Origin of the sequence: Acinetobacter sp. NIPH1876, from assembly GCF_022808535.1 — a bacterium.
GTDB classification, from domain to species: Bacteria; Pseudomonadota; Gammaproteobacteria; order Pseudomonadales; family Moraxellaceae; genus Acinetobacter; species Acinetobacter higginsii.
Map to the genome: position 1 here is coordinate 55,549 of NZ_JALGBR010000003.1, position 13,911 is coordinate 69,459.

Annotated in this window: 12 protein-coding genes; 7 read left to right on the top strand and 5 right to left on the bottom strand. The window is 42.0% G+C overall.

What is annotated here, in order from left to right; all coding sequences use genetic code 11:
• Window positions 1-232: 232 nt before the first annotated feature.
• The 5 genes from trpA (at window position 233) to MN869_RS04170 (ending at window position 5,297) form a co-directional block, all read left to right on the top strand.
• Entirely contained in the window at window positions 233-1,036 is an 804-nt protein-coding gene (gene trpA, locus MN869_RS04150; RefSeq protein WP_005192993.1) for a tryptophan synthase subunit alpha, read from the top strand.
• Window positions 1,033-1,929, top strand: a complete 897-nt coding sequence (accD, locus tag MN869_RS04155) for an acetyl-CoA carboxylase, carboxyltransferase subunit beta (RefSeq protein WP_005192992.1) — start codon at window positions 1,033-1,035, stop codon at window positions 1,927-1,929. The genes trpA and accD overlap by 4 nt, the downstream gene beginning before the upstream one ends.
• The gene (gene folC, locus MN869_RS04160) at window positions 1,926-3,212 is read left to right on the top strand and encodes a bifunctional tetrahydrofolate synthase/dihydrofolate synthase (RefSeq protein ID WP_241304694.1); all 1,287 of its coding nucleotides are present in this window, start codon (window positions 1,926-1,928) and stop codon (window positions 3,210-3,212) included. Before accD ends, folC begins: the two co-directional genes overlap by 4 nt.
• A complete protein-coding gene (locus MN869_RS04165; protein WP_241304695.1) occupies window positions 3,203-4,276 on the top strand; it encodes an SPOR domain-containing protein in 1,074 nt (357 codons plus the stop codon). The genes folC and MN869_RS04165 overlap by 10 nt, the downstream gene beginning before the upstream one ends.
• 94 nt (window positions 4,277-4,370) lie before the next feature.
• Window positions 4,371-5,297, top strand: a complete 927-nt coding sequence (locus tag MN869_RS04170; RefSeq protein WP_241304696.1) for a hypothetical protein — start codon at window positions 4,371-4,373, stop codon at window positions 5,295-5,297.
• Window positions 5,298-5,441: 144 nt separating this feature from the next.
• On the opposite strand, the gene MN869_RS04175 is transcribed toward MN869_RS04170, so the two are convergent.
• The 3 genes from MN869_RS04175 to MN869_RS04185 form a co-directional block, all read right to left on the bottom strand.
• Window positions 5,442-6,026 (bottom strand): dual specificity protein phosphatase family protein, encoded by a 585-nt coding sequence (locus MN869_RS04175; RefSeq protein WP_241304697.1) that lies wholly within the window; start codon window positions 6,024-6,026, stop codon window positions 5,442-5,444.
• Between the two features lies 1 nt (window position 6,027).
• Window positions 6,028-6,837, bottom strand: coding sequence for an MBL fold metallo-hydrolase (locus MN869_RS04180; RefSeq protein WP_171550196.1), 810 nt, complete (start codon window positions 6,835-6,837; stop codon window positions 6,028-6,030).
• Window positions 6,838-7,176: 339 nt separating this feature from the next.
• Window positions 7,177-7,818 carry a peroxiredoxin gene (locus MN869_RS04185; protein ID WP_241304698.1) on the bottom strand — a complete coding sequence of 214 codons (642 nt, stop codon included), beginning with the start codon at window positions 7,816-7,818 and terminating at the stop codon, window positions 7,177-7,179.
• 363 nt (window positions 7,819-8,181) lie between these two features.
• Between MN869_RS04185 and secA the strand changes: the two genes are divergently transcribed.
• Entirely contained in the window at window positions 8,182-10,911 is a 2,730-nt protein-coding gene (gene secA / locus MN869_RS04190; protein WP_004802826.1) for a preprotein translocase subunit SecA, read from the top strand.
• Between the two features lie 149 nt (window positions 10,912-11,060).
• Entirely contained in the window at window positions 11,061-11,465 is a 405-nt protein-coding gene (locus MN869_RS04195; protein ID WP_243306903.1) for a hypothetical protein, read from the top strand.
• A gap of 64 nt (window positions 11,466-11,529) precedes the next feature.
• On the opposite strand, the gene lpxO is transcribed toward MN869_RS04195, so the two are convergent.
• Together lpxO and MN869_RS04205 are read right to left on the bottom strand one after the other, a co-directional pair.
• Window positions 11,530-12,435 carry a lipid A hydroxylase LpxO gene (lpxO, locus tag MN869_RS04200; protein WP_005206139.1) on the bottom strand — a complete coding sequence of 302 codons (906 nt, stop codon included), beginning with the start codon at window positions 12,433-12,435 and terminating at the stop codon, window positions 11,530-11,532.
• A gap of 162 nt (window positions 12,436-12,597) precedes the next feature.
• The gene (locus tag MN869_RS04205; RefSeq protein ID WP_241304699.1) at window positions 12,598-13,908 is read right to left on the bottom strand and encodes an MFS transporter; all 1,311 of its coding nucleotides are present in this window, start codon (window positions 13,906-13,908) and stop codon (window positions 12,598-12,600) included.
• Window positions 13,909-13,911: the final 3 nt, after the last annotated feature.

Consider the following 13,911-nt stretch of genomic DNA (forward strand, 5'->3'; position numbering starts at 1 on the left):
GCTTGGCTGATTTCTAAAATGCAATGCGAACAGTCCAAAATTAGGAAGCTTTGATCATTGAGAAAAAACTCAAAATATAGATAAATGTAGCAAGGCTGTTGTAAGTAGTAAGATTCACTGTCGCATTCACGTCAAACTCTGTTCAATGAACAAAAAATAGCGTTACAATGCAGTGTTTTTGTATGACTACAAACAACTCCTTAATTTATATAAATCAGGAAAGCATAATCCTATGTCACGTCTTGCCACTCGTTTTGAACAGCTTAAATCTCAGCAACGTAAAGCGCTTGTTTCTTATGTTATGGCAGGTGACCCGCATCCACAGGTAACCGTTCCATTACTTCATCAAATGGTTGAAGCAGGAGTCGATGTTATTGAACTGGGTCTACCATTCTCTGACCCAATGGCAGATGGTCCTGTGATTGCTTTAGCCGCTGAGCGTGCTTTGGCAGGCGGAACCAATACCTTAGATGCATTGGATATGGTGAAAGCCTTTCGTGAAAAAGACCAAACCACACCAGTGGTATTGATGGGATATTTAAATCCTGTCGAAGTCATTGGTTATGAAAAGTTTGTTGCTTATGCGAAAGACTGCGGTGTTGATGGTGTGCTTCTGGTGGACTTACCGCCAGAAGAGTCTAAGCAATTAGGTGAAGTTCTTCAACAAAATGGAATGGATCAGATCTTCTTGCTTGCACCTACCTCAACCGACCAACGTATCCAACATGTGGTCAATCAGGCCAGTGGCTTTGTTTACTATGTTTCACTCAAAGGTGTGACAGGTGCAGCAACTTTAGATACCTCTGAAGCAGCAGCGCGTATTGCAAAAATTAAGTCTAAGACCAATGTGCCCGTGGGCGTCGGTTTCGGAATTAGTGATGCTGCATCTGCAAAAGCGATGGGTCAAGTTGCCGATGCCGTGATTGTAGGAAGTGCTTTCGTTAAATCTTTTGCGACATTGCCAGCGGATGAAGCTGCGCAACAGACGGTGAATAAAGTGAAGGAGCTTCGAGCTGCGCTCGATGAGTTAGTATGAGTCAAGAGTTAACATCAGGGAAGGTTCTTAACCCTTCAACACCTTGGACTGAGCGTCATGTCCCTGGTATTCAGGTTGCAGATCAACAGCAGATATTTAAAGCGACCTTTACTGAGCCTACGATTGAATGTCCTGAGTGCCATGCGCTGGTAACACGTACTGCAATGTCATTTAATGCCTATGTGTGTCCTCAGTGTGATGAGCACTTACGGATGCGTGCACGTGATCGTTTGAACTGGTTCTTTGATCAAGTGAATGGCGAGTTGGGGCAGGAGTTTAGTGCCAAAGACCCATTAAAATTTGTGGATAGCAAACCTTATCCAGATCGTATGCGTGAAGCACAAGACAAAACTGGCGAAACCGAAGCACTTGTTGTTATGCAAGGTTCACTCAAAGGTTTGGACTTGGTTGCGTGTGCATTTGACTTCGACTTTATGGGCGGTTCAATGGGTACCGTGGTTGGCGACCGTTTTGTACAGGCCGCTGAACGCGCAATCGCGTTGCATCAACCAATGATCTGTTTTGCTGCTTCTGGCGGTGCACGTATGCAAGAAGGCATGTTGTCTTTGATGCAGATGGCGCGTACTGCTGCAGCAATCCAGAAAATGAAAGAAGCGCGTGTTCCATACTTGGTGGTATTAACCCATCCAGTTTATGGTGGTGTAACGGCATCCTTGGCGATGCTTGGCGATGTGCATATTGCTGAACCGAAAGCGATGATTGGTTTTGCAGGTAAACGCGTGATTGAACAAACAGTACGTGAAAAACTGGAAGAACCGTTCCAACGTGCAGAATATTTGCTTGATCATGGTGTGGTCGATCAGATCGTTCATCGTCATGCATTACGTGATACTGTATACAGACTTGTCGCTAAGCTGATGAATTTACCTTGAAACCACTCGCTCCACATTCAACAGACACATTAACAACATGGCTCGATTATTGGGGCCATGTTCATGTTACAGGCATTGATTTAGGTCTAGAACGCGTCATTCCCGTTGCTGAAAAGCTCGGTGTGATGCAACCTGAAGCGAAGGTGTTTACCGTCGCTGGAACCAATGGTAAAGGTTCAACCACCACAACCTTGGCTGCGATTTTAAATGCGCAAGGTTACAAAGTTGGCTTGTATCAATCACCGCATATTTATCGTTTTAATGAAAGGGTAAAGTTGGCGGGTGTTGAAGTTGATGATCGAAGTCTGGTTGATGCTTTTGTTTTAGTTGATCAAGCACGACGTGAATGTGGTTTAAGTTTATCTTTTTTTGAAGCAACCACTTTGGCTGCTTTTTTGATTTTTAAACAGCAACAATGTGATGTTTGGGTGCTTGAAGTCGGCCTAGGCGGTCGTCTTGATGTGGTCAATGTGATCGATCCTGATATTGCTGTGATTACCAATATTGGTTTAGATCATGTAGATTGGCTCGGCGACACCGTAGAAAAAATCGCATTTGAAAAAGCAGGGATTATTCGTTCGAATATTCCAGTAGTTTTCGCGGGTCAGCAACAACTGCCGCAAGCCATTCAAGATAAAGTGGTTGAAACCCAAGCTCAGCTATATGCCTTGAATCGAGATTATTTTTACCAGCAGAATGATGATGGCCAAACTTGGTCGTTTGCGTCTTCAGGCACAACCTTACAGCTTCCTGTTGGACAACTAGCGCTCGATAATATTTCTACCGCAGTTGCCGCTATATTGGTGAGTGGTGTTGAAGTTTCGCAAGCAGCGATTGCAACAGGTATTCAACAAGCACGTTTACAAGGTCGTTTTGAAATACGACAAATCCAAGATAAAACCGTGATTTTTGATGCTGGGCATAATGCACATGGCGTCGAATTTTTATTGAAGCAGTTGCGAAAATTCTTAAAATACAATAAACAGTACACAGATGTTGTTGCAGTATTTTCAATGCTGGCAGATAAAGACATTGCTTCTGTCACCGATTTACTAAAAACAACAGTAAAAGATTGGTTTATTGCTAATTTAGATGTGCCTAGAGCCGCACCAATGCAACAGATCCATGATGCATTACAAGGGCAACAGGTATACGAGTTCGGCAGTATCCAGCAAGCGTTTGAAACTGTGCTGAAACAAAGTAATAACAATCAGCTGATTTTAGTCTGTGGTTCGTTTCATACTTTAGAAGCGGTCTGGGAGTATTTAGAAGAATGTCGATGAATAACAAACAACGTTGGATGGGCGGCGTTGTTCTACTCGGTGGTGGTGTTTTATTAGCTGCATTGCTGTTAAAGGGCAATGATGAAATTGAGCAAGATCACACGCAAGCTCCAGTTACTCATCCGATTCCCAAAACTGAGTCTAAACCGAAAACAGCACAGCCAGCTCAAGACAGCGAAATGGTGTCATTACAACCATTGGCTGTCGATGTGGAAACAGAAAAGCGGTTGCTGGAAGAACAGCGTCGTTCACGTGAAAAAGCGGTGGCTGAACAAGAAGCGCGTGCAGCTGAATTCTTAAAGATGCAGCAACAGGCCGAAGCAGCAGCAGCACGTAAAGCTGCAGAAGAATACGCAGCGATTAATGCACGTCGTACTGCAGCTCAAGAAAGCTCGGATAATATTCCACCAGAATTGGTTGAAGATGAAAAAGCCAAGGCTCAACGACTTGCGGATGAAAAACGTAAATCGGATGAAAAGAAGCGCGCTGAACAACAGAAAGCAGATCAACAAAAGTCTGATGCTGATAAGAAGTTAGCGGAAGACAAACGTAAAGCAGAAGCTGACAAAAAAGCAGCAGAAGACAAACGTAAGGCAGAAGCGGATAAGAAAGCTGCTGAAGATAAGCGTAAGGCAGAAGCGGATAAGAAAGCCGCTGAAGATAAACGCAAAGCAGAAGCTGACAAGAAAGCTGCAGAAGATAAACGTAAGGCAGAAGCAGAGAAAAAAGCTGCTGATGAGAAAAAACGTAAAGCTGACGAAGATAGCAAGAAGAAAGCTGAGGCTGAGAAAGCACGCGATCTGATGGAAAATGGCGATAAAAAGTGGATGGTACAAGTCGCTTTGGCAGCAAACCAAGCCAATGCAGATGCTGTTGTGTCGAAATTACGTGCTAAAGGCTACAAGGTAACGACCAGCCAGACCTCTAAAGGAATCCGTATTATGGTTGGTCCTGCCAAGGATCGTGATACTGCGGATAACACGCGTAAGAAAATCACAACGGATGAAAGCTTAAATATGAAATCTGCTTGGGTGATTGATTGGGTTCCGCTTGACCAACGATAAACCTTGACCATCCCCTAGATCAAATCAGGAGCACATCACAGGCTTTATTTATGCTGTGAGTGTTCCATTAAAATTAAATAGGGGACTTGCGATCATGAATACAGCGATCAGAATATTAGAACGATTTGTTTTTTCACAAGATTCTGATGTTAGTGCACTGTCTGGTGTCGCCTGTATAGGGGACGATGTTTATTTTGTTGGTGATGATGTTCGTTACTTATTAAAAACCAATCGAAACAACAATATAGATGGTGCAACAGTTTTTGAAAAAGTTCCGTTATCTGAGTCGTCTGAGCAAATATCATTTAGCGTATTGAGCAAAGCAAAAAAGCCTGATTTTGAAGCACTAAGTTGCATAACCTTGGATGGGCAACAGCAACTACTGGTGATGGGATCAGGTTCTACCGAAAATCGAAAACAAGCATTACTTTATAATCCATCTAACAATCAAATCAGCATTTTTCTGGATGCAGTCGATTATCACTTTTTAGAGAACTGTGTTGAATTAACGGGTGGAGCTGAACTGAATATAGAAGCAATCTGTTCAGATCATCGTCATTTCTATATCTTTCAACGTGGCAATATTAATCGCCATCACGGTGTTTTAGTTTTTGATTTAGCTGAAATTCAAGCCGGAAAATCGTTAGAAAATGCGCTTATCAACTCGCTTAATCTCAATTTGCCTGAGATTGAGGGGGCTGCAAGTGGGATTTCTGATGCCTATTTCTTTGTGGATAAAAATCTAATTGTCGCCACGGCAGCGGTTGAGCAAACATTAAATACCTATGACGATGGTGATGTGCTGGGTAGTTTTATTTTACTGTTCTCGCCAGATGGTAAGGCGTTATCCAGTCATTTGATTCAAGATGAAGAAAGTAAAACGCTCGCGATTAAAGTTGAAGGGATTACTTGGTTGGAGTCGAGATCCGATGGGGAAGTATTCTCATTGGTCACGGATAGTGATGGCGGAGATTCTGAAATTTTAAAGGTCTGGTTGGCTCATTCAGTTTTTGAAAACTAGGAGGGGAAGTAAAACTTGCTTTGTGATCATGCAATTTTGAGCAGTATATTGTGCAGGTTGATTCCTAATGACTGGACAAGCCAGTTCCTTTACGAAGCTCTATTTGCTAAATAAATAGAGCTTCGTCCAAAATAATTACAATATTTAGTGAGATGGATTAGACAGTTGTTTTTGAATCCATTTTACATTTTCAGGCGTAAATAAATGATCAATGTTTTTCCAGATCACATGGAAGCCATATCCACCTTGTTTCATTTCTTTGACTGCATCTTCAATTGACCAGTTTTCAAAAATAATCCGATACATGGCAATGGTTGCACCAGTACGGTCAGAACCATGGTAGCAATGCACTAAAATTTTATGATTCTTTTCTTTGGCTGTTTGAATCGCTTGCATGGTTTGTAATAGATCTTGACGATTGATGGCCCATGTATAAATTGGAATATGCACAAGATTAAACGGTTGATCTTTTAAAACTTTGGCATCTTCATTTCTGGCTCTGAGATTAATGACCGTATCAATATTATATTGTTTTAAGCTTGGAATGAGTTCATTGCTGGGCTGATCACTACGAAATACATCATTGCTAATTTGATAAAAATTATGCTGCTGTGAAATCAGTGTTCCCCAGTTTTTTGGACGTTGTTCATCATTGAGGCTTGAATGCTTCATGCATCCGCCTACACTGAGTGTAGAAATCAGGGTGAGGGCAAGGAGTTTTTTTTTCATATTACTGATAACGATTGAATTCGACGGGATCGTGCGCACAAATTAACTCAATGCTTGGTTCATGTTGAGCGAGATATTGTAACTGCTTGAGGTTTTGCAAACGCAGTTGATTATTTTCAGCCAATAAGCGCTCAGTGAAATCTAAAGCCCTGAGTTTATTTTTTGGATTGAGTTCCAAATGGGTGTAATAGGCATCGCCACAGAATAGGACCCAGCCATCAGCCTTTTTAATCGCAATCCCACAGTGCCCAGCAGTATGTCCAATCAGTGGAATCATCAGGATTTCCTCTTGAAATAAGGCTAATCCTTTGACTTTTTGTAGATTAAACCAAGATTCACCTTCACTATGTTCCGCAAAGCTCCAATGGCGATGTTGTTTGAATTGCTCCGTTTTATAACGGAGCTTGCCTTTGGCTGTGAGTGATTGAGTGGCATTAAATTCAGCAGCTAAGAGATGTACGGTGGCATTGGGGAAGTCTGAAATTCCACCGGCATGATCAAAATCTAAATGGGTCACAAAAATATGTTTTACATCACTGGGGTTAAAGCCGAGCTGTTGAATTTGTTGGATGGCAGTAAGTTTTAAATTCGGCACAATTGAACCAAACTGTTTAAGTAAACGGCCTAAACGCTGTTCAGTATGTAAATAGTCTTGAAGCCCTAGACCTGTGTCAATTAAGACTAAGCCACGATCAGTTTCAATCAATAGACAATGACAAACGAGGTGTGCTTTCCAGCCTTTTTGTCCAAATAATGGCGCACAAGTCGGGCAGAAGCTGCCGCAATGTAGATGGTGGATATTGTAGATCATGATGCTTTTTTTATTGTGTAGCGGATCGAATTATTTTTATAACCGATTGATTCAGAAATACCAAAACAATTTTAGCTTATATATAAAAAAGCCTATCCAGAGGATAGGCTGAGATGCATGTTATTCAGATTTAATATTATTTTATTACTGCTTGGGTTTATCCTCTACTACGTACTTCGTTTGTCTTGCACTGCGATTAAAGCATACGCTTTAATCCTTTAATTCACAGCATAGCTGCTCATCTTCTTGCGAAGCTTTAGCCGCTTCTCAGGAACGAGCGTTGCTCGTCTTTATTGCTACGCACTTCGTTTGTCTTGCACTACGATTAAAGCATACGCTTTAATCTAGTTCAGGCTGGGGGGTGAGTCTTAAATAAGGTTTGACCGCCTTATAGCCTTTCGGGAAGCGTTGTTTGATTTCTTCTTCATCTTTCAATGAAGGCACAATCACCACATCTTCACCATGTTGCCAGTTTGCTGGGGTTGCCACTTTATGCTTGTCAGTTAATTGTAATGAATCTACCACCCGCAATACTTCATTAAAATTACGGCCTGTCGATGCAGGATAGGTAATAATCAAACGAACTTTCTTGTTCGGGTCAATAATCACCAATGAACGTACCGTTAAAGTCTCACTAGCATTTGGATGAATAAAGCCATACAGCTCAGAAACTTTACGGTCTTTGTCCGCGATAATCGGGAAGTTGACCGTGGTGTTCTGCGTTTCGTTGATGTCCTGAATCCAGCCTTGATGTGATTCAACATCATCGACTGAAAGGGCGATGGCTTTCACTCCGCGCTTGTCAAACTCATCTTTTAGCTTTGCGGTATAGCCAAGTTCCGTGGTACAGACTGGGGTGTAGTCGGCAGGATGGGAAAAAAGGATTCCCCAGCTATCCCCTAAAAAGCCATAGAAATCAATATCGCCTTGGCTTGATTGTTGTTGGAAATTTGGGGCGATGTCGCCTAAACGTAATGTCATGATCAGTCCTCTATACATTCTTTATGTTTTCTATCTCTATTCAATATGCAGTATTCTCTTTATAAATAAAAAGATTGTTTTTTCATTTTGTTATGAATTTTTTGGATATGAATAAGTAGTGATGCTAAAAAATGATCAGAAATACACATTCAAATCGATGTAAGTTAAATGCAAATTTGCTACATTAACGCTCTTTGGTTGTGTGATGTCAGAATCGCCTCGCAGATTTTTTTGCCTGTTTGAATGCAAAGCACTTGTAGTTCTTATTTCTGACTCCATAATAACAGCTAAGAAAAAATTAACCGACCTAGGGTTTGTTGAAATTGACAAACCTTATAACAAACAGGATTAGAGAGTTTATTCATGTTGGCAAGTCTGATCGGAGGTATCTTCGGTACAAAAAATGAGCGCGAGCTCAAACGCATGCGTAAAATTGTTGAACAAATTAATGCGCTTGAACCGACGATATCTGCTCTTAACGATGCAGACCTCTCTGCAAAAACTCCAGAATTCAAACAACGTTTTAGTAATGGCGAAAGTTTAGATAAGTTAATGCCAGAAGCGTTTGCGGTGTGTCGTGAAGCAGCAAAACGTGTCATGGGCATGCGCCATTATGACGTGCAGTTGATTGGTGGTATTACCTTGCACGAAGGTAAAATTGCCGAAATGCGTACAGGTGAAGGTAAAACCCTGATGGGTACTTTGGCTTGTTATCTTAATGCATTAAGCGGTCAGGGCGTTCACGTGATTACGGTGAACGACTACTTGGCACAACGTGATGCTGAGTTAAACCGTCCATTATTCGAATTCTTGGGCTTGAGCATTGGTGTGATTTACTCCATGCAAATGCCTGCTGAAAAAGCACAAGCGTATACTGCTGATATTACTTACGGTACCAATAACGAATTCGGTTTCGACTATCTACGTGACAATATGGTGTTTTCTCTACAAGAGAAAAAACAGCGTGGTTTAAGCTATGCCATCATCGATGAAGTCGACTCAATTCTAATTGATGAAGCACGTACGCCATTAATTATTTCTGGTCAAAGTGAAGATTCATCTCATCTTTATCAGCTTATTAATAATATTCCTCCGACATTACGTCCACAGAAAGAAGAAAAAGTGGCTGATGGTGGGCATTTCTGGGTCGATGAGAAACAACGTTCAGTTGAAATGACTGAAGTCGGCTATGAAACGGTTGAGCAAAAACTGATTGAAATGGGCTTGTTGGCTGAAGGCGAGAGTCTTTATTCAGCAACTAACCTGAATTTAGTTCACCATGTCACTGCAGCGATTCGTGCACACTATCTTTATCAAAAGAATGTGCACTACATTATTGGCGTTAATCCACAGACTCAGAAAGAAGAAGTCATTATTGTGGATGAAAGCACGGGTCGTACCATGCCTGGTCGTCGCTGGTCAGAAGGCTTGCACCAAGCGGTTGAAGCCAAAGAAAGCATGGAAATTCAACCTGAGAACCAAACGCTTGCAACCACAACTTTCCAGAATTATTTCCGTCTATATAAAAAGCTTTCAGGTATGACAGGTACTGCCGATACTGAAGCTGCGGAAATGAAAGAAATTTATGGCCTAGATGTTGTCATTATTCCAACGCACCGTCCAATGGTTCGTAAGGATCATAACGATTTAATTTATTTAAACCGTAATGGTAAATACACCGCGATTATTGAAGAAATTACCAATATTCGTCAGCAGGGTGTTGCACCGATCTTGATTGGTACTGCGACAATTGAAGCAAGTGAAATCTTGTCTTCTAAGTTGCTACAAGCAGGTATTCATCACGAAGTCTTGAACGCAAAACAGCACGAACGTGAAGCGGATATTATTGCGCAAGCGGGTAGTCCAAATGCGGTGACGATTGCGACCAACATGGCGGGTCGTGGTACAGATATTTTGCTGGGTGGTAACTGGAAAGCCAAGCTTGCCAAAATTGAAAATTCAACGCCTGAAGATGAAGCACGCTTACAAGCACAATGGGAAAAAGATCACGAGGATGTTTTAAGTTCGGGTGGTTTGCATATCATTGGTTCTGAACGTCACGAATCACGTCGTATTGATAACCAGTTACGTGGCCGTGCAGGTCGTCAAGGTGACCCTGGTGTATCTCGTTTCTATTTATCGCTTGAAGATGACTTGATGCGTATCTTCGCGGGTGATCGTGTGGTTGCCATGATGCGTGCGATGGGCTTACAAGAAAGTGAAGCGATTGAACATAAAATGGTCAGTCGTTCAATCGAGAATGCACAGCGTAAAGTTGAAGCACGTAACTTTGATATTCGTAAGAACTTATTGAAATACGATGATGTAAACAACGAACAACGTAAGATCATTTATTCGCAACGTGATGAAGTATTGGCTGAAAGCACTTTACAAGATTACATCGAAGAAATGCATCAAGAAGTGGTGAAGGGCTTAATAGCGGACTTTATTCCACCTGAGTCGGTGCATGATCAGTGGGATATCGAAGGCTTGGAAAATGCTTTACATGCAGATTTAGGCATTGACTTGCCTGTACAGCAATGGCTAGACCAAGATCGTCGTTTAGATGAGGAAGGTTTGATTGCACGTATTACTGATGAAGTAATTGCACGTTATCGTCAACGCCGTGAACAAATGGGTGATGAATCAGCAGCAATGCTTGAACGTCACTTTATGTTGAATTCACTTGATCGCCATTGGAAAGATCATTTAGCGGCGATGGATTATCTGCGTCAAGGTATTCATTTACGTGGTTATGCGCAGAAGAATCCAGAGCAAGAATACAAGAAAGAAGCCTTTAACTTGTTTGTGAATATGTTGGGTGTGATCAAGTCTGATGTCGTGACGGACCTTTCTCGTGTGCATGTGCCGACAGCAGAAGAGTTAGCTGAACTTGAAGCACAGCAACAACGTCAGGCTGAATCAATGCGTTTGTCTTTCGAACATGATGATGTTGATGGCTTAACGGGTGAAGTCACTGCTTTTGAAGAAACTGAAGTGACAGAAAATGCATTCCCAGTACCAGAAAGTCGTAATGCACCTTGTCCATGTGGTTCAGGTCTTAAATACAAACAATGTCACGGTAAAATCTAAGTTCATGACTTGATTTAAGCTGAAATAAAAAAAGCAGAGCATCAGCCTCTGCTTTTTTTACGAGAATTTACTTGAGTCCAAGCACGCTTTGTAGTTTCATTATTGGACTTACAGATCTTGATTGAGTTCGCATTAAAAGCGGGAAGACAATGAAAAAACCATTACAACTTTTAATTTTGGCAACTGCGGCGGTATCTGGTTTTGCATTTGCAGACGATGCACCACAAACCACAACTGTGGATAAAGTATTGGCAGCAAAAGGTATCAATACAGCTGAAGCGCAAGTCAAGCGTGAAGTAACAACTGTGATTAGTCCACGTACTGGCATTCGCTATACCCTAGGTGATACAGGCAACCGCCCAATCGTATTGCAAACTGCTGCAATCGCACCTGCAAACTCAGCAAATATTAACCGTATTGTGGCATCAAACCCTGCATTATCAGCACAAAGCCAAGAGAAAGCGAAGATTGCTTTAATTGGTGAAACAGCTGTTCAGGCAGCTAATGCGGCTGCGGCACAAACTGCAGGTACTCAGACTGCTAAAGCAAATTAATTTCAACTTGTTTGGAATAAAAAAAGAGATGCAATTGCATCTCTTTTTTTATGGAAGAATTTTATTATAAAAAGCTTGGTAATAAAATTAAGCCAATCAGGATAGCAAAAAGCAGCCACTTTGATACGTAGTAAAGTGGGCGATTACGCTCTTTTAGGCCACGGCCATAGTGATGCACAGCATAGCCGTATTTAAAAATACGGTTAATAAAACCAGTTTTGTCTTGGTCATCATTGGGCGAACTTGCCGCAGACATGACATTACGACCAAACCAGTGATTAAACTTTTGTGCCCAACCCCATTTCATCGGGCGTTCGATGTCACAGAATAAGATAATACGGGTTTCATCGGTTTTGTTTTCAGCCCAATGCACAAAGGTTTCATCAAAGACGGTAGCTTCACCATCTCTCCAGCTATAACGCTCTTGATCGACTTCGATAAAGCAATCATCGCTATTGGGTGTGACTAAGCCTAGGTGATAGCGTACCGAACCTGCATAAGGGTCACGGTGTTTCCCTAAGTAGCTGCCAGAAGGCAATTCGGTAAACATGGCGGCTTTGACGGATGGAATACTTTCCAGTAACGCCACTGTTTTTGGACAGAGTTGATGTGCAGATGGATGACTATCTTGATACCATTTCAGATAAAAGCGTTTCCAACCTCGTTTAAAGAAGGTATTAAAGCCCGCATCATTGTTTTTTTCAGAAGCTTTAATTTGATTTTGCAGTTGAATCGCTTCTTCACGAATCACTTGCCAGTTATCCTGTAATGGTTTCAGTTCAGGGAACTGCGCCACATCGAAGAAAGCCTGGTTCGGCAACTTGGAAAAGCCCGTCATAAACATGTTGATCGGTGCTAAAAATGTCGAATGGTCAAATAATTGTCGAGATGCTTTTAAGCGCTCTTTACCTCGTAAATAGGTATACAAAAAGCTGACTAAAAATACGGCAACGATAATCACTGCGTACATAACACAATCGTCTAAAAAAAATGAAGGCGGTTATTTTAGCACAAAAAATATTTGGAAGAATGCAGCCCTAAGCGCAACTTTATAAGATAAAAACTATGCAATTGAATGGTATTTCAGATGATCTGAGCGCGTATTTCCCACAGATCATCTGAAAAATAATGATTAAATTTGGTTGTTTACATCATCATGCTTGGTTTCACGAATCATTAAAAATGCAATTAACGATAAAATTGAAGCCACACTGAGGTACAGACCAACTGCGCCAAGACCATAACTTTCTGCCAACTTGGTTGCGATATATGGTGCAAAGGATGCGCCGAAAATACCTGCCAAGTTAAAAGTTAAAGCTGATCCTGTATAGCGAACCGAAGTTGGAAAGATTTCTGACAACACAGTACCGATTGGACCATAGGTTAAACCCATAATGGCAAGACCGATACATAAGAACAAGAACACCAGAATTGGACTACCTGAACCTAATAGCGGAGCGAAACACAATCCGAACAGGGCGGAAAGAATACACACGGCAACAGAGGTATTTTTACGCCCAAACTTCTCTGCCAAAATCGCTGACAGTGGAATAAAGGCAGCAAAACAGAGGGTTGCTACCAGTTGCAATACAAGGAATTCACCACGGGCATAGCCGAGCTTGGTGGTGCCCCAGTTCAAGGCAAATACGGTGGTGAGGTAAAACACCACAAAAGTACAGATTGCTGCGATCGTACCAAGTACTAACATCGGGAAATGTTTGGTCATTACTTCTTTGAAAGGAACATTCACTTCTTTCTGCTTATTCAGAACTTTTTGAAAAGCAGGGGTTTCATGTAACTTTAAACGAATGTATAAACCAACTAAAACCAATACCGCACTGGCGATAAATGGAATACGCCAGCCCCATGCCATAAAGGCTTGTTCAGACATAAAGGCATTGAGTAGCAGGAAGGAACCTGTTGCAAGGATAAAACCGATCGGTGCGCCGAGTTGTGGAAACATCCCGTACCAAGCACGTTTGCCCTCTGGTGCGTTCTCAGTGGCAAGCAGTACCGCACCACTCCATTCGCCACCTAAGCCTAAACCTTGGCCCAAACGACATAAGGCGAGCAATAGAGGTGCAGCAAGGCCAATTTGTGCATAGGTTGGTAACAGACCAATACAGACAGTTGAAATTCCCATGGTCAGTAAGGCTGCAACCAAGGTGGCCTTTCGTCCAATTCGGTCGCCGAGATGTCCAAAAATTGCAGCCCCAATCGGGCGGGCAATAAAGGCGATCGCAAAGGTCGCAAGTGACTTGAGCACCGCAGCGCCATCGCTGCTTTCAGGGAAAAATAAGTGTGGAAAAATGAGTACTGCTGCTGTGGCATAGATATAAAAGTCGAAAAACTCAATTGTCGTACCGACAAGGCTGGCAAATAATACCCGTACTTTTGAGTTGCTGGCCACTTCTGGGGTGGCAGTCGTAGTGCTTGACGACATACA

Excerpts from the sequence above, each read along its gene's own strand:
- trpA (WP_005192993.1), top strand. The coding sequence starts at position 233 with ATGTCACGTCTTGCCACTCGTTTTGAACAGCTTAAATCTCAGCAACGT.
- accD (WP_005192992.1), top strand. The coding sequence starts at position 1,033 with ATGAGTCAAGAGTTAACATCAGGGAAGGTTCTTAACCCTTCAACACCT.
- MN869_RS04165 (WP_241304695.1), top strand. The coding sequence starts at position 3,203 with ATGTCGATGAATAACAAACAACGTTGGATGGGCGGCGTTGTTCTACTC.
- MN869_RS04170 (WP_241304696.1), top strand. The coding sequence starts at position 4,371 with ATGAATACAGCGATCAGAATATTAGAACGATTTGTTTTTTCACAAGAT.
- MN869_RS04175 (WP_241304697.1), bottom strand. The coding sequence starts at position 6,026 with ATGAAAAAAAAACTCCTTGCCCTCACCCTGATTTCTACACTCAGTGTA.
- MN869_RS04180 (WP_171550196.1), bottom strand. The coding sequence starts at position 6,837 with ATGATCTACAATATCCACCATCTACATTGCGGCAGCTTCTGCCCGACT.
- MN869_RS04185 (WP_241304698.1), bottom strand. The coding sequence starts at position 7,818 with ATGACATTACGTTTAGGCGACATCGCCCCAAATTTCCAACAACAATCA.
- secA (WP_004802826.1), top strand. The coding sequence starts at position 8,182 with ATGTTGGCAAGTCTGATCGGAGGTATCTTCGGTACAAAAAATGAGCGC.
- MN869_RS04195 (WP_243306903.1), top strand. The coding sequence starts at position 11,061 with ATGAAAAAACCATTACAACTTTTAATTTTGGCAACTGCGGCGGTATCT.
- lpxO (WP_005206139.1), bottom strand. The coding sequence starts at position 12,435 with ATGTACGCAGTGATTATCGTTGCCGTATTTTTAGTCAGCTTTTTGTAT.
- MN869_RS04205 (WP_241304699.1), bottom strand. The coding sequence starts at position 13,908 with ATGTCGTCAAGCACTACGACTGCCACCCCAGAAGTGGCCAGCAACTCA.